The 22,396-nt window shown below is 36.3% G+C and carries 20 protein-coding genes; 13 read left to right on the top strand and 7 right to left on the bottom strand.

The window, feature by feature from the left end; genetic code table 11:
* Positions 1–12: 12 nt before the first annotated feature.
* The 4 genes from KO509_RS13635 to KO509_RS13650 are packed head-to-tail and all read right to left on the bottom strand — an operon-like array spanning position 13 to position 3,640.
* Positions 13–1,002: a VWA domain-containing protein gene (locus KO509_RS13635; RefSeq protein WP_215973802.1), complete on the bottom strand. Its 990-nt coding sequence runs from the start codon at positions 1,000–1,002 to the stop codon at positions 13–15.
* The gene (locus KO509_RS13640) at positions 999–1,580 is read right to left on the bottom strand and encodes a DUF4381 domain-containing protein (RefSeq protein ID WP_215973803.1); all 582 of its coding nucleotides are present in this window, start codon (positions 1,578–1,580) and stop codon (positions 999–1,001) included. Before KO509_RS13640 ends, KO509_RS13635 begins: the two co-directional genes overlap by 4 nt.
* Positions 1,568–2,647 (bottom strand): DUF58 domain-containing protein, encoded by a 1,080-nt coding sequence (locus tag KO509_RS13645; protein ID WP_215973804.1) that lies wholly within the window; start codon positions 2,645–2,647, stop codon positions 1,568–1,570. Before KO509_RS13645 ends, KO509_RS13640 begins: the two co-directional genes overlap by 13 nt.
* Before the next feature lie 27 nt (positions 2,648–2,674).
* Positions 2,675–3,640, bottom strand: a complete 966-nt coding sequence (locus tag KO509_RS13650) for a MoxR family ATPase (protein WP_215973805.1) — start codon at positions 3,638–3,640, stop codon at positions 2,675–2,677.
* 325 nt (positions 3,641–3,965) lie between these two features.
* Between KO509_RS13650 and fadI the strand changes: the two genes are divergently transcribed.
* From fadI to KO509_RS13665, 3 genes are all read left to right on the top strand, one after another.
* Positions 3,966–5,270 (top strand): acetyl-CoA C-acyltransferase FadI, encoded by a 1,305-nt coding sequence (gene fadI, locus KO509_RS13655; RefSeq protein ID WP_215973806.1) that lies wholly within the window; start codon positions 3,966–3,968, stop codon positions 5,268–5,270.
* Entirely contained in the window at positions 5,270–7,465 is a 2,196-nt protein-coding gene (gene fadJ / locus KO509_RS13660) for a fatty acid oxidation complex subunit alpha FadJ (RefSeq protein WP_215973807.1), read from the top strand. Before fadI ends, fadJ begins: the two co-directional genes overlap by 1 nt.
* A 676-nt stretch (positions 7,466–8,141) precedes the next feature.
* Entirely contained in the window at positions 8,142–8,354 is a 213-nt protein-coding gene (locus tag KO509_RS13665) for a hypothetical protein (RefSeq protein ID WP_215973808.1), read from the top strand.
* 291 nt (positions 8,355–8,645) lie between these two features.
* Here KO509_RS13665 and KO509_RS13670 read toward each other — a convergent pair whose 3' ends face one another.
* The 3 genes from KO509_RS13670 to KO509_RS13680 all read right to left on the bottom strand — a co-directional run bounded on the left by KO509_RS13670 (position 8,646) and on the right by KO509_RS13680 (position 10,740).
* Positions 8,646–9,062, bottom strand: coding sequence for a hypothetical protein (locus KO509_RS13670; RefSeq protein WP_215973809.1), 417 nt, complete (start codon positions 9,060–9,062; stop codon positions 8,646–8,648).
* 248 nt (positions 9,063–9,310) lie between these two features.
* On the bottom strand, positions 9,311–10,264 hold the full coding sequence (gene rlmF, locus KO509_RS13675; protein WP_215973810.1) for a 23S rRNA (adenine(1618)-N(6))-methyltransferase RlmF: 954 nt from the start codon (positions 10,262–10,264) through the stop codon (positions 9,311–9,313).
* Entirely contained in the window at positions 10,264–10,740 is a 477-nt protein-coding gene (locus tag KO509_RS13680; RefSeq protein ID WP_215973811.1) for a DUF2947 domain-containing protein, read from the bottom strand. The genes rlmF and KO509_RS13680 overlap by 1 nt, the downstream gene beginning before the upstream one ends.
* Before the next feature lie 401 nt (positions 10,741–11,141).
* Between KO509_RS13680 and KO509_RS13685 the strand changes: the two genes are divergently transcribed.
* The 10 genes from KO509_RS13685 (at position 11,142) to KO509_RS13725 (ending at position 22,381) form a co-directional block, all read left to right on the top strand.
* Positions 11,142–12,446 carry a hypothetical protein gene (locus KO509_RS13685; RefSeq protein ID WP_215973812.1) on the top strand — a complete coding sequence of 435 codons (1,305 nt, stop codon included), beginning with the start codon at positions 11,142–11,144 and terminating at the stop codon, positions 12,444–12,446.
* A 413-nt stretch (positions 12,447–12,859) separates the two neighbouring features.
* Positions 12,860–14,128, top strand: coding sequence for an efflux RND transporter periplasmic adaptor subunit (locus tag KO509_RS13690; RefSeq protein ID WP_252727574.1), 1,269 nt, complete (start codon positions 12,860–12,862; stop codon positions 14,126–14,128).
* An 86-nt stretch (positions 14,129–14,214) separates the two neighbouring features.
* Positions 14,215–14,928: an ABC transporter ATP-binding protein gene (locus KO509_RS13695; protein ID WP_215973813.1), complete on the top strand. Its 714-nt coding sequence runs from the start codon at positions 14,215–14,217 to the stop codon at positions 14,926–14,928.
* A 9-nt stretch (positions 14,929–14,937) separates the two neighbouring features.
* Positions 14,938–16,227, top strand: a complete 1,290-nt coding sequence (locus KO509_RS13700; protein WP_215973814.1) for an ABC transporter permease — start codon at positions 14,938–14,940, stop codon at positions 16,225–16,227.
* 9 nt (positions 16,228–16,236) lie between these two features.
* Positions 16,237–17,475, top strand: coding sequence for an FtsX-like permease family protein (locus KO509_RS13705; protein WP_215973815.1), 1,239 nt, complete (start codon positions 16,237–16,239; stop codon positions 17,473–17,475).
* A 143-nt stretch (positions 17,476–17,618) separates the two neighbouring features.
* Positions 17,619–18,998: a sigma-54 dependent transcriptional regulator gene (locus KO509_RS13710; RefSeq protein WP_215973816.1), complete on the top strand. Its 1,380-nt coding sequence runs from the start codon at positions 17,619–17,621 to the stop codon at positions 18,996–18,998.
* The gene (locus KO509_RS13715) at positions 18,999–20,273 is read left to right on the top strand and encodes an ATP-binding protein (protein ID WP_215973817.1); all 1,275 of its coding nucleotides are present in this window, start codon (positions 18,999–19,001) and stop codon (positions 20,271–20,273) included. It begins immediately after the preceding gene.
* Positions 20,274–20,350: 77 nt separating this feature from the next.
* Entirely contained in the window at positions 20,351–20,656 is a 306-nt protein-coding gene (locus KO509_RS13720; protein WP_215973818.1) for a DUF2007 domain-containing protein, read from the top strand.
* An 85-nt stretch (positions 20,657–20,741) separates the two neighbouring features.
* A complete protein-coding gene (locus KO509_RS18105) occupies positions 20,742–20,993 on the top strand; it encodes a hypothetical protein (protein WP_252727576.1) in 252 nt (83 codons plus the stop codon).
* Between the two features lie 212 nt (positions 20,994–21,205).
* On the top strand, positions 21,206–22,381 hold the full coding sequence (locus KO509_RS13725) for a DUF6174 domain-containing protein (RefSeq protein ID WP_215973819.1): 1,176 nt from the start codon (positions 21,206–21,208) through the stop codon (positions 22,379–22,381).
* Positions 22,382–22,396 lie beyond the last annotated feature (15 nt).

The following is a 22,396-nucleotide window of genomic DNA, read 5'->3' on the forward strand; positions in this document are numbered from 1 at the left end:
TTTAAACCTAGGTTATTTACGATTGAAGCGAGTAAAATTGATGGCTAAAAAATAGAACATACTAATCAGCAAAGCTAAGGCCAACGGAAAATAAAATAACGCAGTAAGTGGCCTCATTTGTTGTTGCTCTTGTTCTAATGGCTCAAGTTGATCGAGCAATTGATAAATTTCGCTCATATCTTGTCCATCTCGGGCACGAAAATATTTACCGCCCGTTTCTTCAGCTAATTTTGTTAAGGTTTGTTCATCTAATTCGCTCGAAGGGTTAACTCGGCGTGTGCCAAATAATGATTTTTGTAACATTACGTCAGCACCAATACCAATAGAATAAATAGTGATATCTTTGGCAATGGCAAGCTCAAGCGCTTGTTCAGGTGATATTTTTCCTGCGGTATTTTGTCCATCAGTTAATAATAATAAAACTTTGTTAGACTTTTGCTTGGCATCAAAACGTTTTACAGCAAGCCCGATAGCATCACCGATTGCGGTTTTTTGTCCAACTAAACCTAATACACTTTCATCAAGCATTTGTTTAACGGTTTTTCTATCAAAGGTCATTGGTGTTTGCATATAAGCATCATCAGCAAAGAGTATTAAACCAAGCCTGTCTCCTACACGACGTTGTATAAAATCACCTAACACTACTTTTAGCATGTTAAGGCGGTTTACGGTGTTACCATTTAGCTGCATATCTTCTATTTGCATACTGCCTGATAGATCAACGGCAATCATCATTTCTCTGCCTTCGGTAGGAATATCAATAGCATCACCAAGCCATTGTGGTTGACTTAATGCTAATACTGTTAATAGCCAGCATAAGGTCAAAACAATTAATGGCGCTTTCTTATTTTGTTGATGAGTAACATCGACAGAATGACTATCAATTAATTGCGGCATAATTAATGCTGCACTTACTTGAGTACTGTCCTTCTTAGGTAACCAATAAACTAATAGCGGAAGTGGTAAAAGAAGTAATAACCAAGGCCAAGCAAACGTTATCATGCGCTAACTCCTTGACTTTTCTTTAAAGGTGAACTCATATTTTCGTCGGTATTAGTCTCAATTTTTTTTGATGGTTTAGGTGGCAGTGCGTGCGTTAGCCAAAGAATAGCGGCGTGATAAAAGTCGCTATCTGATGACGGAACATTATGTTCATCTTTTTGAGACTGATATTGGTTGATAAAGGCTTCTTTACTTAAACTAGTGAACGTTTCTTGATATTTTATTGGTAATTGAGCTGTTAAAAATGACTGTAATGAATCACCAAAAAGCTTAGCCAATTCTGTCCGAGAAAAATAATGCATAGCCGCCCATTTTAATAGGGCTACCGTGTCATTTATTGAAAGGTTAGGCGTATTTTTTAATTGTATTAATGCTTGTTTTTTTACTTGGTTACGTTGCGCATTTTTTCTCATTTTAATGATAGTGATAATCGCGATAAAAACAATCATTGCGGCTAATAACCACCAACCATAGGCAATAGGGAAGTTAGATATTTGCTCTGGTACATGAATATCTTTTAATTCTATTGTGTTCGCTTGCATTGGGGATTGAGTTGGTAGAGCGTTTATCGACTGCAAAATTTTGCTCCCTCTTTCAGTTGTTGCTCTAGTGTTCGACCAGCGCTCAAATTAAATACTCTAGCACCAGCTTTAGTAAGTAGTTCAGAACATTGTTCATTGATAGTTTGTGCTTGTTTGTGATAATTCTCTTCAGCTTTTCTATCACCTAAGGTTAATTGTTGGCGATTTTCACCATCCGTTAATACAACGTTAAGTTTTAAAGAACTGCTTGGTAGCGCTTGCTCTAATGGATCGTCAATTAAACAAACGACTAACTCACAATGTTTACTTATTTGTGTTAAATGTCGTAAAGCATCTTGTTGTGCACGATTAGGGGCTTGTTTTAACTGTTGGCCATCGGTAATTAAATATACTAAAGAACCTGGTTTAGCTACTTGTCTAATACGAGCACAGTTATCACTAAAGTAATTTTTATTAGCAGTGCTACTATCTGGTTTTTTATTGATCTCAGCTTGGTTTTCTTGAGGAGAATTGTCATATTGCGCTTTATGTTGAGCAAGATGAATAGCAGTTAGTGAGTGTAAATAATGTAACACGCCTTCCTTGCGACTTCTCGGTTTTAGCTCTAGATGATCATGTTGGTTAAAAACAATGCCACCTAAACGATCACCACGGTTTTTAGCATGCCAAGCAACTAAAGCGGCTAAATGAGCAGCTTGAACAGATTTAAAAAGTAATTGGCTACCAAAATGCATACTGGCACTTAAATCTGTGGCGATAAGAACAGGGCGTTCTAATTCTTCACGAAATAATTTTGTGTGAGTTTTACCTGTTCTTGCCGTAACACGCCAGTCAATTGCTCTAATATCGTCACCCGTTTGGTAATGACGAACTTCGTCAAACTCCATACCTCGACCTTTAATGCGTGATAAGTAATTCCCAGACATTTGTCCTTGAATATTCTTACGTGCAGCTAAGTCAATAAGTGCCGTTTTATTTTGATAATTTAATAGCTCTGTCATGGCAAGTTCAACACCATTGCTATCAATGCTTGCTAGCTGACTTTGACAGTCATTTATCGCTAAATTCTGTTTATTGCGGGTTGTTTTTTGTTTAAACCACATAGTTATTGCCGACCGTATTACTCAATGCTAAGCCACTGCAACTAAGCTTAAAAGATGATCAAGTAATTGATTAGACGAGATACCTTCAGCTTCTGCTTGATAACTAAGTATTATTCTATGTCTTAACACATTATGTAAAACTGCTTGAATATCTTCAGGGCTAACAAAATCACGGTTGTGTAACCAAGCACGAGCACGAGCACATCTGTCTAAGGCAATTGTTGCACGTGGGCTAGCACCAAAAGCTAACCATGATTTAAGTTTCTCATCATATTTTTCGGGTTGACGCGTCGCCATGATCAAATCAACCATATAGGTCTCTAGGGAAGGTGCCATATGGATATTAAGCACTTCATCACGAGCATTAAATATTTCAGCTTGACTTAACACTCTTAATTTTGGCTTTTCTTCATTAGTATTCGTACGCGCTTCGCCACGATTGAGTTTTAAAATCTCTAACTCACTAGCCGCATCAGGATAATCAATTTCTAAATGCATTAAAAAGCGATCAAGTTGCGCTTCAGGTAGAGGATAAGTACCTTCCTGTTCAATCGGGTTTTGTGTTGCCATAACTAAAAATAGATCAGGCAATTGATATGTTTTTCTACCTACAGTTACTTGCCCTTCAGCCATTGCTTCTAATAAGGCTGATTGGACTTTTGCTGGTGCACGGTTAATTTCATCTGCCAATACTAAGTTTTGAAACAAAGGGCCAGCCTGAAAAACAAAAGTGCCATCTTCTGGTCTATAGATGTCAGTACCTGTTAAATCGGCAGGTAATAAATCAGGCGTAAATTGAATACGATGAAAATCAGCTTCAAGCCCATCAGCTAAGGCATTTATAGCACGTGTTTTCGCTAACCCAGGAGGACCTTCAACAATTAAATGACCATTTGCTAATAAAGCGATAAGTAAATTTTCTACAAAAGCAGGTTGACCAATGATTTGTTGTGATAAATGCTGTTTTAATGCTGAAAAATGTTCAATTGCCATAATTATTTTATCTTTATTAATTGTTTAAGAATGCATTGAAATACATTCTGGTATTTAAATAGTTCGACGTACTAAGCCCGAATATTGAAGTGACATGAGTATATATAAGGGTATTGTTAAAGAAAACAAGCATTCTTTGACTTAGTTGTAACAATTTTTTTCTTTTGGTGGTGGTTTAATAAACTATGCTTTTATACTAAGAAAAAAATCAGGCATTGATATTTTCGTATAGTGAGTTAAAATCAGGGTAACAATTGAGAGGTCAGACCTCTTCGTGCTTCGCCTTTTTATTAAAAGAAGCGCTACTAATTAGGAGAAAAAATACATGACAATAAAAATGACCACATCAGCAGGTGAGCGAATTGCTGTTGTAGCAGGGCTTAGAACCCCGTTTGCTAAACAAGCAACTGCTTTTCATGGTGTACCAGCCGTTGATTTAGGTAAGTTAGTAGTCAACGAGTTATTACAAAAGCATGATATTGACCCAAAAATTATTGATCAGTGTGTATTTGGTCAAGTAGTACAGATGCCTGAAGCCCCAAACATTGCACGTGAAATTGTTTTAGGCACAGGTATGAATGTGCATACCGATGCTTATAGCGTATCAAGAGCCTGTGCGACAAGTTTTCAGTCAACAGTAAATGTTGCTGAGTCTATAATGGCTGGTTTTGTTGATGTTGGTATTGCTGGTGGTGCAGATTCCTCGTCAGTAGCACCTATTGGTGTATCGAAAAAATTTGCCCGTACCTTATTAGATTTAAGTAAAACAAAAACACTTGGACAAAAAATAGCCTTAATTCGTAAATTAGGCTTTAAAGATATTTTACCGGTAGCCCCCGCTGTTGCTGAATATTCAACGGGAATTTCTATGGGACAAACGGCTGAGCAAATGGCCAAAACATATAATATTTCGCGTGAAGACCAAGATGCACTTGCTCATAGATCACATACGTTAGCGACTCAAAGCTGGGCGGAAGGTAAATTAGCCGGTGAAGTGATGAGTACACACAGTGAACCTTATAATCGCTTTATTGATAAAGATAACTGTATTCGAGAAAATTCAGTATTAGAAGGTTATGCAAAATTACGTCCTTGTTTTGATAGAAAACACGGCACTGTAACAGCTGCGACTAGTACTGCGTTAACTGATGGTGGTGCGGCTATTTTATTAATGCGCGAAGGACGAGCCAAAGAGCTAGGTTATACGCCATTGGGTTATATTCGTAGTTATGGTTTTGCTGCAATCGATGTTTGGCAAGATATGTTGATGGGGCCAAGCTACGCAACGCCTATTGCTTTAAAACGTGCTGGATTAGAATTGGCAGATTTAGATTTAATAGAAATGCATGAAGCCTTTGCAGCTCAAGCACTTGCGAATATGAAAATGTTTGCTAGTGACAAATTTGCACAAGAGCATTTAGGACGTGATAAAGCTATTGGCGAAATAGATATGAGTAAATTTAATGTTATGGGTGGTTCATTAGCTTACGGTCATCCGTTTGCGGCAACGGGCGCTCGTTTAATTACACAAACGCTAAATGAATTAAATCGACGTGGCGGTGGTATTGGATTAACAACTGCTTGTGCGGCGGGTGGTTTGGGTGCAGCTATGGTAGTGGAGACAGCCTAATGAGTGATAACAAAGAAGTAGTAACGAGTAAAACTTCATCAGTTTCAACTGATGATAATGTAATCAATAGCAATAGCGCTTTCACCTTAGTCCGTCAGGAAAATGGTATTGCTCATTTGGTTATGGATGTTGTTGGCGATACGATGAACACGCTAAAAGCTGAATTTACAGAGCAGGTTGCTGATGTCTTAGCTGAAATCAAAGCGGATGCAGCTATTACGGGCATTGTGCTATGTAGCGGTAAACAAGACTCTTTTGTTGCTGGTGCTGATATTAATATGATCAATAATTGCCAAACAAAAGAAGAAGTAGTGTCGCTTTCTCGTCAAGGGCAAATGATTTTTTCACAGCTTGAACAATTGAATATACCCGTTGTAGCCGCGATTAATGGTGCTTGTTTAGGCGGCGGTTTAGAGCTTGCGATGGCATGTCATGCACGTGTGTGTAGTGACAATGTTAAAACAGCGTTAGGTGTGCCAGAAGTTCAATTAGGCTTATTACCAGGAAGCGGTGGAACACAACGATTACCTAAACTTGTTGGTATTCAAAAAGCGTTAGATATGATGTTAACCGGCAAACAACTTCGCGCAAAACAAGCGTTGAAATTAGGTTTGGTTGACGATGTGGTTCCAAATAGCATCTTAATTGAAACAGCTGAAAAAATGGCGCTTTCGGGTAAATTTAAACGAACAGTGAAGTTTAAATCTTCATTGATTAATAAGTTTTTAGAAGGCACATCTATTGGTCGTGGTATTGTTTATAAACAGGCTGAGAAATCAGTTTTGTCTAAAACAAAAGGTAACTATCCATCACCAATGAAAATTATTCATTGTGTGAAAACTGGTGTAGAAGAATCAGCGGCAAAAGGTTATCAAGTTGAGGCTGAGCATTTTGGCGAGCTAGCGATGAGCCCAGAATCGGCACAACTTCGTAATATTTTCTTTGCGACAACAGAGATGAAGAAAGAGCAAGGTGTTGAAAATGTTATGCCGAGCAAAGTCCTCAAAGCCGGTGTACTTGGTGGTGGCTTAATGGGTGGCGGTATTGCTTTTGTTACCGCAACTAAAGCCAATATTCCAGCGCGTATTAAAGACATTGGTCACGAAGGCATAAGCCATGCGCTAAAATATAGCTACGACTTACTGAATAAAAAAGTTAAGCGTCGCTTTATGCGAAAAAGTGAAATGCAAAAACAAATGTCCATGATCACTGGCTGCACTGATTATTCTGGTTTTAAAAATGTAGATATTGTTGTTGAAGCCGTATTTGAAAACTTAGAATTAAAACAAAATATGGTTGTTGAAATAGAAAGTAAAACTAAAGATTCAACCATTTTTGCTAGTAACACTTCTAGTTTACCGATTGGCAAAATAGCGGAAAAAGCAGCACGACCTGAGAACGTTATTGGTTTACATTATTTTTCACCGGTAGATAAAATGCCATTGGTAGAAATAATCCCTCATGCGACAACTTCAGATCAAACTATTTCGACCACAGTAGCTTTTGCTAAAAAACAAGGCAAAACACCTATTGTTGTTAAAGATAAAGCGGGTTTTTATGTTAACCGTATTTTAGCGCCTTATATGAACGAAGCCGCTATATTATTATTGGCAGGTGAGCCAATTGATAAGCTTGATAAAGCATTAGTTGATTTTGGTTTCCCGGTCGGGCCAATGCAATTACTTGATGAAGTAGGTATTGATGTTGGCGCTAAAATAGGACCTATTTTAGAAGCTGATTTAGGTGAACGATTTGCTGCTCCACCTGCTTTTTCAAAGTTATTAGATGATGGCCGTTTAGGTAAAAAAGCAAATAAAGGTTTTTATTTATACGGCAAGCAAGCTAAAAAAGGTAAGAAGCAAGTTGATGAAGGAATTTATACTTTATTAAACTTAAATCCAGCCGGTAGCTTATCAAGTAATGAAATAGTAAAACGTTGTACTTACTTGATGCTTAATGAAGCGGCACGTTGTCTTGATGAAGGTATTGTTCGTAATGCTCGTGACGGTGATATTGGCGCCATCTTTGGTATAGGTTTCCCACCATTTTTAGGCGGCCCTTTACGTTATATTGACAATATTGGTGCGCAATCTTTAGTTGCACAATTAACGCAATGGTCACAACAGCATGGAGAACGTTACGCACCATGTGAAGCTTTAATTACAATGGCTGAAAATGGTACTAGCTATTATTAAGCTTATACAAAGCTGTAAATGAAATTAAGAGTGTTAAAAAAGTGTCACTTTATTAACCCTATAACTAGGCGGCATAGTTAAGCGGTATAGTTAAGTGACATGACTATACCGCTTTACTCTATTCATTGAGCAAAATGCTCACCTACCAAATTAGCTCAGCATATTGAATTACCTTAGTATGCTGAGTGCTTCTCAAAAAAATTAATATTACTTTTTATTCTGTCAGTTAAAATGCTACTCCTTTTATTAAAGGTTATAATACTAACTTTTTGGATTAATGCTGTTGGCTTAATCTCTGTTTATTAATACCAGTTTCATTAATTAAGTGAACAAATTTATACGTAGAAAAAATTGCCAAATACAAGGCATTTATTTCAATAACTAGTTGTTCTAATTATTAAATAAATAACGATGTAGTTGGTGATTTTAGCAAGTAGAAATGATCACATAGTTAGTGAGATTGGTATAAGACTATTTAGGGTTATATTTGGCCGTTATGTGGTAATAATTAGCCACGAAGGCGGATAAAATATGCCGCTTTATTTCTGGTATGAATAATAACTATAGGTATTTTAACTTGAATAAAAGTGGGCAGTTAACTATATTATTGTCGATTTTTTGACGTCTTTAAGTGTAGATAAATATCTGTTGAATATAGGTATTTAGGCGAGGAACTATGTCGTTATTTTTAGTGTTTTTAGGCACATTATTAAGCGTTGTTTGCGGTGCCTTTTTCTATTGTCAGGCATTAGTTGCAGGTTTTGATCGTAAACGATGGACTGTTGCTGGAATAATATTTGGCCCGCTTATATGGCCGATGTTTGTTATGAAAAAGCGTATGCGGTTAAATAGCTTGTTTGGTTTTGAACAGCTTATTTTTAGGGCTTAGTTTCTATTGTATACGGTCTTATGCTAAGTGAACGTGTCACTATTGAATAAATATCTAACATCCATATTAGATATTTATTTATCATTTCTGACAATTGATTTACCAGATAATTACGCTTTTCAAATAAAAGATAAGTTATTAATAACTTATCTCCACCAAGTATTGGCAGAGGTTTCTTTTATTTCGATACGAGCAGCAATAGGGTTACCTTTTTTAGCTTTGCTAGTATTGAAAAACGATTTTAATAAGTTGAACATGGTTGACCTCTGAAATTAAACTTATTTTTAAATATTAAAGTCTACGAGAGCCACGTTTAGCACTAGCTTCTTGCACATCTAGGTTAAATTCATCACTTAAACGACGAGAGCCACGTTTAGCACTAGCTTCCTGAACATCTAGGTTAAATTCATCACTTAAACGACGAGAACCACGTTTAGCACTAGCTTCTTGCACATCTAGGTTGAATTCATCACTCAAACGACGAGAACCACGTTTAGCACTCACTTCTTGAACATCTAAATTAAATACATCGCTTAATCGGCGAGAGCCACGTTTAGCACTAACCTCTTGAACATCTAAATTGAATTCATCACTTAATCTACGAGAGCCACGTTTAGCGCTAACTTCTTGAATATCTAGAATATTAGCATCTGCTGCTGGAACAGGTGAAACTGACATCGCCATTGAAAGTACAATTGAACTTAACATGTATTTTTCCTTTTATAGTTATTAGTTGGTTTAAGATTCATTTCCAATAGGAGTTATGCTTAAACTATGCCAATGAACTATTTATTTAGGACATGTTATCTCTTTAATTACTGTTAATGGGTTACGTTTAATGATTTTAAAGGGCTATACCTCCCTTAATATAACATCAATAACTTTATTTTAAGTTGTTGATATTTAATCTTTAGTTGCGATTTTAAATATTTTTATTAATGGTAGTTAAGTCTAAATTACATTGTAGTTAGGTTATTTTTAACAAAGCGCCAAGCAATAAAACGACTGACTTTTTGTCCTTGAGCCATGTTAAAAACTTTAATTTCTGACGCTTTCGCTTTTTTTAGCGATAACTTTATTTTAGATAAATGATCTTTATTTGACACTAAACAGGTAAACCAGAGCACTTGGTTTTGAAAAACGATACTTTCTTTGATCATTTGACGAATAAAGGCCAATTCTCCGCCTTGACACCATAACTCAGCTTTTTGACCGCCAAAATTTAATGTATCTACTTTATGCTCTTTTTTACCCGCTGTTTTGCCTTTATTTAGGTTTTTCCATTTACGGTTAGTGCCTGTTGCAGCATCAGTTAATGATTTATGAAATGGAGGATTACATAAAGTGACATGATAAAATTCATTTGGTTTAATAATACCTTCAAAAATCTTAGTGCTGTTATTTTGCAAGCGACAGTTTATTTGCTGCTTAATTTTGGGATTGGCATTAACATTTGCATTTGCCGCTTTTATAGAGACGGGATCTATATCTGAAGCGACAAAAGACCAATTATATTCACTAGCACCTAACATAGGATAAATACAGGTAGCACCAGTACCAATATCTAATACAGAGATTTTACTGCTAATGGCTTTATTCTTTTCCGCTATCAATGCCTTACTTTCTTTCAATAAGTCAGCAAGGTAATGTATATAATCAACACGCCCAGGAATAGGAGGGCACAAGTAGCCTTGAGGAAAGTCCCAATGATCTATTTGATAATGTTTTTTTAATAAAGCAAGGTTTAAGGCTTTTACTGCATCAGTATTGCTAAAATCAATGGTATCTTGTTGATTATACGGGTTTTTTATAATAAACGCTGATAAGGGAGTATGGACCTTTTTTAAGGTCGCAAAGTCGTAGCCATGACGATGTTTATTACGTGGATGTAATATGGTTTTTATAGTCATTACTTTGGTTTGTCGCCAATTTTAAAATAACCATTACTAGTAAACTGTACTACTTGTTGACGTTTTTTTCCTATTAAAATAGGACCATCATCCATAAATAAGAAGTTTTTCCAACAACGTTTAAACACCGCCCATGTTGTTTCAATAACATTTTCCCTATTTGAGCAATAATAAACCACAGTGTTATTATCCCAAGCAATATGAGTATTGATTAATTCAGGTAATTCTTCATCGTTGCTGTCCCAAATACTTTCCCATTTTCCCTGCTCTTTCCAATTACTTTTGTCGAAAGGCCAGTCGCCTTTTTTAAAAAAGTCAGGATGATCTACTTGGCGACTAATAAAAGTATCCCACAATACATTCGCGCGATCTTTGGCCATAGGTTTAATTTTGGTTAAATCGTTTTCACTAATAGGAAGACTTTTATGTTTAAAGATCCAAGCATTCTTTAATTGTTCTAGTGGGATGTAGCTCATTAATTAGGCTCTATGATTATACTAAGGCTTATTGGTAGATTATACGGGAGTCGATATTATTTTATATAGGAAATCAGTGACTTTTTTTAAGGAAGTAAAGTAAAGGATGAAAATAGCGTCAATTAAGCAAAAAAATAGCGGTTTATCTCATAGCGGATGATTTAGTTTTGTTAATCGAAATCATTTTTTCTGAAGAATTATTCAATCTTATCTTTCAAGTTATTTATTAGTGTTATTTTCAATCAACAATAGTACAACTATAAAGCTAAAATAGAATAATATTTACTATTCATTGCAATGCCTCAATAAATCCGTATTATGCGCGACTTTCGTTATTATTTTTAGCCTATATTAGCTTGTATAGCTAGAAATAAATCATCAATAAGAGTGTGTAAAATTTAATGAGAAAATTGTTATCTTCACCCGTAAAAATGCCATTGTCTGCCGCTGAAAACCAGATTTATCAAAATGTACTTAAATATTTTACGCCGTTAAGTTTAAATTTAATGGCAGTGAAAGTAGTAAATAGACCTGATGAATTTACAGGGTGGTGTCGAGAGTTCATTAGGCTATGCCGTGAAGATCTTAATATGGAACTTTTAGATGAAGAACAATTTTTACCATTAAAAAAATTACAAGATACATTGGAAGCCGGTTTTACTATTAGTCAATGTAAAATGGCACGTATTGCACCTTGGCCGATCTTTGTTGGTTTTATTGAACAGCAACATGAATTACATGCGTTAGATGAGCGTTTACGTTTATTGAATTATGTTAAGAACAATTGTCAACTTCCGCTAGCTGAGCTAAGTATGGAAGACCGATTAGTATTTGCTGGTAAGCATACGGCCAGTCACGTATATCATACCTATGACTTTGATACAGAATGGTTTGCCAGTACGAAAGGGGCTAAGCTTTTTCATCTGTTACTTGAGCAATGCCCTGAAAAGTTTGATGCGGCGTTAGCACATATTCCGTTAACGGGTGATGTAAACTATGACGAATATCAAAAGTTTGTTACGGATTTTCAGAAAATATTTTCAGACTATGCTCAAGAGCAATCGCAAGACAGCTCTGTTAAAAGCAAAGCGCCATTACCTGCTGCAACGCGATTACTCGCGATGCGTCGTCCGGATCAATTTATTGCTTTAAACAATAATAAAATTGATATGTTCTGCAAAGGGCTATCTATTGTGAAGTTTTCAAACACTGACTTTTCATCATATTGGCACGATATGATTGGTACTTTACGTACGTTGCCATGGTGGAATCAAGCAGAGCCTGAGCAAAGTATTACAGAGAGTAGTACGACAACAAGTCTTGATGATAGCTCTGATGTTGACTCTGACCTGATTACTGAACAAGAGGAAGCGATTGACGAAAAAGAAAACCCTGGTCTTGAGCTTATTATTTGGCAAAATCGTGCCATATTAATTGATTTATTTTTATTTGCCGATGCTGACTTATCACAAAACTCGAACTATATTCGTGCTCGTGATAAAGCGCTAAACAAAGCACCCAAAAAATCAAACTCTACCTTTAGAAAAAATAGTAAAGAGACGGTAGAGGAAATGGTAGATAAAGCATTAATGTCTGAAGATCTACCAGAATATATGTTAAGCAAGCGTGACTCGATTATTGCCCAAGTAAAAAAAGGTAAAAGTGTTGAGAAAGTTATCGAGCTTATGCGCGCTATTTTTGGCTAAATAACACAAATGTTTTTAAGCCATTAAGTTGAGTTATCGTTATTTGTATGTAAATAGCGATAACTCATTTATTTTACATAAACCACTTCAGTCTCTCATCAACTGCCTTTCTACTTTTTATTTTCATCGTCAAACAGTCATACTACGTGTGCATCTACTCAATTGTTGTCTGTTTAAGTTATCACTTACTTACAGTGTCACCGCTTAAATTATGGTCCGCTTACAGTAATGTCCGCTTGAATAAATCGGACACTCACATCGTCCGAACGGACACTTATTATTAAAAAACCGGACACTTTAGTTGTAACGTTTTTCATTTAAACCCTTTAAAAACAGTTGGTTATTTTTTTATTTTACTGTTGGCATGTTACTCGCTATATCCTGTATATATATGACAATACAGTGAAATTGATATGATTAGCTCTACCGACGGACAAGACGAAATAATAAGTAACCCTACTAATAAAAAACCTTGGATTAAGTTAATCATAGGTGCTGTTGTAGTGATTGGGATTATTTGGTTTATTTTACCAACTTTAAGCCAATGGTCTGGCGGCATTCCAAGTGTTAACCCACAAACTATTACCCGTGCTACCGTTGTTAACGGTACCTTAATTCGTGACATTGCTGTTAATGGTAAATTGGTTGCTGCGAATGCCCCTACCATTTATAGCTCAGAGCCGGGGCAAGTTACTTTATTAGCGAAACCAGGTGATATTGTTAAAAAAGATGCCATTGTGGCAACTATATTAAGCCCCGAATTACAATCAACAGTTAAACAAGCAACAGCCAAGTTAGAAAGTTTAAAAATTGATGCTAGAAGAAGTGAATTACGTGATCGTGAAGCTCAGCTTGATCTCGAACAGGTGCTTGATACTGCGCGTGTTCGTGCTAATGCGAGTACCCGAGAATTAACCCGTGCAGAGCTGTCATATGAAAAACAAGTGGTTAGTCAGCTTTACTTAGTTAGTAAACGTGATGCAAAGCTTGAGGATGACTTACTATTCGAACATGCCAAAAAACGTGTCGAACTAGCAATACAACGTCTTGAATTTGAAAACCAAACACGTGATCTTTTAGTTAAAAGTCAGCAATTAGTGGTTGATGAACTACAGCGACGTGTTGAGCTACTGAATATTCGAGCACCCGTTGATGGCATTGTTGGTAACTGGTTAGTACAGAAAAAAGAACGAGTTAGCGATACCCAAGCCATTATGACTATTGTTGATTTAAGCCAGTATGAAGCGGAGCTTAATGTACCTGAATTTTACGCGGATGATTTAGGACTTGGTCTTGATGTGAAAATGCAAATATCAGGAAAATCACTTATTGGTAAAGTTATTTCAGTTTCTCCTGAAGTTAAAAACAGTCAAGTTATGGTTAGAGTGTCAATCGATAACTTAGCCGAAATTCAACTACGCCAAAATCAACGTTTGAATGCACGTATCGAATTTGAAAATAAAGAAAACGTATTAATGGTTAAACGTGGTGGCTTCCAAGCTAGCCACGGTGGCCAAGCTGCTTATGTTATTAAAGGAGACGAAGCCAAGTTAACCCCTATAACAACAGGTTCGCAAAGCATTGAATTTATTGAAATAACATCGGGATTAAAGTCAGGAGACACTATTATTATTTCATCTACAGAAACGTTTGATATGCACTCAACGATTTCGCTAAATTAAGAAATAAATATCGTACAAGTAAGTAACAAACCAATTATAAAAGTAACAATCAACAGGTCTACAAAAGACTATTTAGGAAGATAATTATGCTTAACATGAAAAACATTAGTCGAATTTATCGTAGTGATACTATTCAAACCCACGCATTGCGTGATTTCAACTTGCAAGTTAATGCAGGTGAGTTTGTCGCAGTGACAGGGCCTTCGGGATCAGGTAAGTCTACATTTTTAAATGTGGCGGGGCTATTAGATAGCTTTGACCAAGGTGCTTATGAACTCGACGGTGTAAATATTCAAGGACTTAATGATGATGAATTATCGCGCTTACGTAACGAAAAAATTGGCTTTATTTTTCAAAACTATAACTTAATCCCTGACTTTAACCTGTTTGACAATATTGACATGCCATTACGATATCGTGGTTTTAATGCTGCCGAGAGAAAGCGCCGCATTACTAACGCGCTAGAGCAAGTCGGTTTAGCTAGTCGCGCTAACTATTTACCAAGTCAACTATCAGGTGGACAACAACAACGTGTGGCTATTGCTCGAGCGTTAGCGGGAGAGCCCAAAATATTATTAGCCGATGAGCCAACAGGTAATCTAGATTCTCTAATGGCACGCCAAGTAATGGAATTACTACATACATTAAATACTGAAGGCAGCACCATTATTATGGTAACGCATGATCCTGACCAAGCGCGTGCAGTAGGTCGAAATGTACAAGTGATTGATGGCCAAATTACCGATCATAGTGTCTATGCACCAACGCATGATAACGCATCGATCGCTGTTAAGGTTTAAGGACTTCTTATGGAAATGTTTAATTATTACCTCAAATTGAGTTTTAGAAACTTAATCCGTAATCGACTGTTTTTTATTTTAATGATCTCAACCTTAGCTGTAGGCGTTGGCGTGTTCTTAGCTAACATCGCCATTATTAAATCGATGTCATCAGACCCAATTCCTTATAAAAGCGATCGTATTTTTAATGTATCACTGAATATTTGGTCACTGGACAACCCTGATGCAGAATTAATTGAAGTTATGCGATATAACGATGCTATGCATATTTTGAAAAATGACATAGCAACTCACACTATGGTGCATTACCAATCAAAAGTTTACACCCGAGATATTAATGCTAAAAGCCTAACGCGTCATCAGGCAATAGTTCGAGCCACTACGCAAGGCTTTTTTCCGCTAACTGATGCGCCTTTTGCCTTTGGCGGTGTTTGGCAGCAAGACTATGCCAAGCAGATTGTTATTGGTGACACCTTTAATCAACAAGTTTTTGGTGGTGGTAATAGTGTCGGTAAAACCCTTGAAATTGGTGGTAAACCTTTTGAAATTGTTGGTGTGCTGAAACCATGGAATTTAAAACCTGTTTTTTATAATGCCGCATTTGATCAAGCGTTTAATTCGACTGATGATATCTATGCCCCCATAGAAACGGCAATGGATAATGAATGGGCTATTGATTTGCGAAACATGTCAACTGACCGAATTCATTCAGTGTCTGATAATCGTGGAAAAAATGGATTCTTTTTACAAGCTTTTGTACAACTTGATACGCTTGAGCAGAAGCAGTTAATGCAACAATATCTTGATAACTATTCACAACACCGTAAAGCACAAGGTGAATACTTGCGCGCTAATGACAACCGTTTGTTAGACGTTAATGAATGGCTGACACACCAAAAGGTAGTTGATGAACGGATGTTGGCCTTCGCTTTAGCTAGTTCACTCTTTTTAGCTGTTTGTATTTTTAATGCCAGTAGTTTATTACTTGCTCGTTATCATAGTGCAAGATTCGAAACTGGACTCAGACGTGCGGTAGGTGCTCGAATGAAAGATGTTTTCTATCAAGGTGTTGTTGAAAGCATGTTGATTGGATCATGTTGTGCAGTTTTAACGCTGTTATTTGGCTGGTTGTTTTTGCAAATATCAATGACATTATTTCCAGCACTAAAACAAACCAGTGATATAGACATAACATTAATATTGATGGGGATTGGCATTGCGCTAGTTACTTCATTTATTAGCATGTTATATCCGTTAATTCGTTCTTGTAGAACGTCTTTATCAACGACGTTGAAATAAGGTATTATTATGAATATTAAAGCATTATTTAAGGCGTTACGTCTTCGTAAATTCGCCACTACACTATTAATATTACAACTGAGTTTAACCATAGGTTTAATGGTTAATACGGTTATATTAACGGCGAGTACGATTGAAAAACTCAATAAGCCATTAGGCTTTGATGTTGAACAGCTTATTACCGTTGACTTAATGCCAACCTCTGGTGCCTATCGTGATACTGATTATTATCAATCGATTACCCAACAAGATATTGCAAAAATATCAGCGATAGACGGTGTTATTAGCGCTGCTCATTATAACCAATTGCCAATTCAACGAGGAGGTTGGAATGGTAATATGCAAGCTGCTGACTTCCCTGAAGATGCTGTTTTACCCGTGGAATTACGTTATGTACCGCAGTTTTATAGTAGTAAAATTGGGTTAGAAAATTTAGGCGTGGAAATTATTGAAGGGAGAACACTAACTGATGCTGATGATATAACGAAGGATTTCTATACCTTGCAAGATAGAGGGAAAATAGAACAAAATATTATTATTACGCAATCATTAGCTAAAGCAATATTCCCGAATAGGCCAGCCTTAGGTGAGTTAACTAATAATGGACGAGTAGTGGGTATAGCACGAGATTTTACTATTAGCCCTACACGTAAAGGCATAGATAAGACTTTTGGTTTATTTGGTAACTTCATGTATTCACAAGCAGACTATCAGCAACATTATGTGGTACGTGTTGAGCCAGGAAAATTAGCGCAAGTGCAAGCACAGCTCAGTGACACTATTTTATCTGTACAAGCAGAACGTGACATTATACGCGTGCAAAGTATGGCAGAGCGATTGAAAAATTTTTACAGTCAAGATGCAGGTCTAGCGAGTTTGTTTGGCATGTTGTCGTTATTAATGATTGTAGTTACGGTTGTTAGTAGCTTTGCACATGCCCACTTTCATGTAACACAACAACGTAAGTTTATTGGTATTCGTCGTGCGCTTGGTGCGCGTAAAAAAGATATTATGTTGTATGTGTTTAGTGAAAATTGGTTACTTAATTTGGGCGCTAGCATTGTCGGCATAGCAACTATGATAGGATTAAATATTGCGCTATCACAAGTGATCACTATCGAAAAGCCAACAGCATTGTTGTATGCTTTAGCAGTATTTGTTGTCTTCGTTTCTGGTTCATTAGCGACTTGGTTGCCTGCATATAAAACAACAAAAATATCGCCTGTTATTGCAACTAAAACGCTGTAGTACAGAGTGATAATAGAATTGTAATACAAATTTTTTACTTCCATTTTTAAATACAAGGTTGACCGTCACTACCTGTGATGGTCAATAACTCTAATGAATAATCAACAATTAATAAAAATAAAGCATAGCCAAGGATTGATAGAATGAAGCGAGTGTTAGTAGTAGACGACAATCCTGATATTTTAGATGCATTAGACTTATTACTGAGCTTACATAACTATAAAGTAAGTATCGCGAGTACCATAAAAGACGCTGTATTTGCAGCTAACAATCAATGTATTGATTTAATTATTCAAGATATGAATTTTAGTCAAGGAACCACATCGGGCGAAGAAGGGCGCTCTCTGTTTTATCAACTTAAAGAAATATCGCCAGCCACACCTATTATAATTATTACCGCTTGGAGTCAGCTTGAAATTGCGGTTGAATTAGTTAAAGCAGGTGCAGCCGATTATTTGCCTAAGCCGTGGGATGATATGAAACTACTCGATATTATCGCGGAAAACATTGTTGATTCAGCTAACATTGTTGATTCAGCTAATAATAGCAACGAAAAATCACCTCAGAGAACAAATAACGCCAGCCAGATCAAGTCATCGTCAAACTTTATTGTCGAAAGCCAACCGATGAAACAGCTTGTTGCTATGGCCGATAAAGTCGCTAACAGTGATATTAGTGTCTTAATCACAGGCGCAAATGGCAGCGGTAAAGAGCGTATTGCTGACTATATTCATCAAAACTCCCCGCGTAATGCTAATCCTTTTATTAAAGTTAATATGGGGGCGCTGGCGAGTGAATTAATGGAAGCGGAATTATTTGGTGCCGAAAAAGGTGCCTACACAGGTGCAACAGCAATGCGAAAAGGGCGTTTTGAAGCAGCAAATGGCGGGACATTATTTTTAGATGAAATTGGTAACTTGTCGTTAGCAGGGCAAATGAAACTACTACGGGTATTACAAACAGGGCAATTTGAACGGGTTGGCTCGAGCGAAACAATTACTGTAGACGTGCGTGTTATTAGTGCTACCAATAGTCATTTACCGCAAGCAATAGAAGAGAATACCTTTCGTGAAGATTTATATTATCGTCTTAACGTTGTTGAACTTAATTTACCGCCACTTGCCCAGCGACAAGATGACATTATCCCTTTAGCACGTCATTTTATTTCAGGTAGTCATCAATTAAGCGAGCAAGCGGCATCGCTTCTAAAACAACAGCCGTGGCCAGGTAATGTGCGAGAATTAGAAAACCATTGTCAACGTGCAATGGTGTTATGTGCCGATGAAATTTTATTACCTGAGCATTTTATGCTTGGAGTAAATTCAAGTAATGTAGAGAGCTCTTTAGCATTAAATAAAGCAGAAAGTGCAGCGCAAAAAGCGAGTAGTGATAAAGATAATTTGAAAGCCGTGTTAAACAAACATGAATGGGTAATTTCAAGAGCGGCTAATGAATTGGGATTAAGCCGACAAGCGTTATATCGACGTATTGAAAAATATCAACTTAGCCAAGAAGAGCAATAAATGCGATTGATTATTCTTTTAGGAATATTACACAGTACATTAATGGTAATGGTGTATTATTTTGCCGTAGACTACCCTATTTATATTAGTGTGTTGTTAATGTTTTCATTATTGACAACATTTTTATTATTAACAAAGCAATATAAACGTCATCAAACAGTTTTACAAAGTTTAGAACATGGTCTACAAAGCCTACGAGATAACGATTTTTCGGTTAGTTTAAATCAGCAAAAAGAAGCAAGTTATAATGCGCTTATTAATGCTTTTAACCAAACCAGTAATAAATTACGTGAAGAGCGTCAACGACTTTATCAACGTGAAATGATGTTAGATAAGGTGTTGAATGCTTCGCCCATGGTAACTATTTTAGTTGATCATCGCGATACCATCACCTTTACCAACAATAGTGCACAACAAGCTTTTGAATTAAGTGGCTCTATTGTTGGGCTTAGGTGGAGTAAATTACTTAAATCGTTAGCACCAGAATTTCAACATGCGTTAAGTCATCAAGGTGAGTCCATTTTTACTTTAACTGATAATCAAGGTGCGCAACAAGCTTGGCATGTAACTCATTCAAGTGTGGTTATTCACCAAGCTAAACATCAGTTATTTCTATTAAAAACCATTACCCAAGAACTCTCAAAGCAAGAAGTCGCTACTTGGAAGAAAGTGATTAGCGTGATTAGTCATGAACTAAACAATTCTATCGCACCCATCAGCTCTATGTGTCATAGCGGTGAATTGTTGGCTAAAAACTTAGAAGAGCCAAGGTTAAACCGCGTTTTTAATACGATTAGCGGTAGAATTAATCATCTTAATGACTTCATTAAAGGTTATGCGACACTGACAAAAGTTAAACTCCCAAATAAGCAACCCGTTAATTGGTTGGCACTCATTGAACAGTTACAAATACTTTATCCGTTCTCACTTACTACGCCATTGCCCACTTCAAGCATTCATGTTGATATAGCACAGTTCGAACAAGTATTAATAAACATTCTTAAAAATGCACATGAAGCTGATGAAACAGGCAGTATTACCTGCTCTTTTAAAGAGACTAGCGATGTTATTGAAATTAGCATTAATGACAACGGCAGTGGCATGTCGGCTGAAGTTATTCAAAATGCCTTATTGCCTTTTTATTCCACCAAGCATTCAGGCACAGGTTTAGGGTTAGCATTATGTCGAGAAATTATTGAAGCGCATAAAGGACAGTTAGTCTTTAAAAATCGAGAGCAAGGTGGTCTTAGTGTGTTAATAATTTTACCTTTATAACGCTAAAAATATAGTGTGTATACTAAGTCATTACTAATACCTTTATCATCCATCAAAATATTATTGAGTACTAAATTATGAAAATGGTTTATTCCAACGAAAGTATCTTTCTTGTTAGTAATGTAAAAAACCTTATTGAAGCACAAGGGATAAGTGTCTTTATAAAAAATGAATTTGCACAAGGCGCAATAGGTGGTATTTCAGCCTTTGATTCTTGGCCAGAAGTTTGGGTTACAAATGATGCCGACTTTGAACAAGCAACACAAATAGCTAACTTGTCACAAAGTAACGCTAAAACTGAAGATTGGATCTGTCAACAATGCTCCGAGCAAAATGCACCATCATTTGAAGTATGTTGGAGCTGCGGCTTTGAAAATTCATAACCGCAATTCATATAATAGCTTACACGTAATTACTCAAATAATTAAATAGCTCGGCTGAATCAAATGGTTAAAAAATAGCTAAATTATGTCAAAACCTAATAGCAAAGCGCCAACTCGAACCGTTAATATTTATTGTAATAAATGTCAGTACTTACTATTTAAATACAAAAAGGGCGGGAAAGGCGCGTTGGTGAAATGCTTTAAAGAACGTATATTTAAAGATTATACAACTGAGCCTTGCACTTGCCCTAAATGTGAAACGGTTTTTGCTAGAGAAATGCTAATAAGAGGCACACCCGCCTATAAAATGATTGGTGGAAAGGTTTGGTTTAAATAGAATGTTTATTATTCTACTCACATTATTTTACTTTATAAATTAGCGCATCTTTTATATATCATTCCCCTATTAATTCTTTTAACTTTCTGTTTTAAAAGAATTGTTTTATTATGCATTTAGATGTGGAAATTCAAAGATATCAATATTTTTTATCTTTTTTCCTACGAATAATATCAAAATTTATAGATAACCAACGGAAGGTGCCCAAAAAAATGACCAACATTAAAACGCTTAATTTATTACTCGTTATAATATTCTTATATGGCTGTGGAGGCTCTGCTGACAAAGCGTCATCAACAGCGCCAGATACTTCAATTCCTGCTAATACACCACCTACCGCTATCGCTGGCGATGACATTGAAACTTATGTATCTACAACAGTGTTCTTAGACGGAAGTGATAGTTTTGACTCAGAGAGCGCTGAGCTTACATATAGTTGGTCAATTATTACGTCGCCAGAAAACAGTAACGCTGATATATATTATGCAGAGACTACTAAACCCCAGTTTATCTCTAGTATGGATGGTGATTATATTATACAGCTTACGGTAACCGATGAAGAAGGTGCTTCAAGCCAAAGAGATATTGTGATCACCCTTAATGCTATAGGACAAAAGGATGTCACATTATTAACGCAAGAGTTAATTGATAATAAGGCTAAATGGGAATCACAAAATATTAAGCATTATCAAATTGACCAACGTGTTTCTTGCTTTTGTTTTACTCCTCCGGTAATTCTGCAAGTTAAAGACGAAGATAAAAGTTTGGTTTATTATACAAATAGAAGCATTTGGTATGAGGAAGAATCATTAATTGATCGTGATATGATGGTTTCAGAGGAGAATAAGCAATCATTTAGAACCATCAATGAAGCGTTTTCTCTTATCGAGTCAGGGCTCAAAGACGCTGACAGTGTAATAGTTAGTTATCATCCTGAATTAGGATATCCTCAAAAAGTATACATTGACTGGTCTTTGTCATCTGCAGATGAAGAATCTAGCTTTAGTATCGCTAACCTCATTAATTTGAGCGATACGAGCTGTGATGATATTGATAATAACTACCCTAATTTACAACTTAATATTGTTAATGAAGATACGGCTGAGCCTATAAGTTGTAATGTTATTGTTGATTTGAAAAATTCAGATGGTGAAGACCAACAAGTTGTGAATGATGAGTATGTCAGCGTTGGTGAGTTTAACATTGTAGGTCTAATAAATTGCTCGGACAACCTCCCTGTGATTCTCGAAACAGAAACAGGTGGAACCTCTTTAAAAATAGCAAAAGAGGGTTATATAACAAAAACTGTTGAGCTAAATATTCCAGAAGGTGAAAGTTGTGGCTTAATCCCAACAACGATTGAGGTAATGTTAGATCCAGTGAATTAAAGTTTTTTATTGTTC

This window comes from Colwellia sp. C2M11 (assembly GCF_018860915.1).
In the GTDB taxonomy this organism is placed as follows: Bacteria; Pseudomonadota; Gammaproteobacteria; order Enterobacterales; family Alteromonadaceae; genus Colwellia.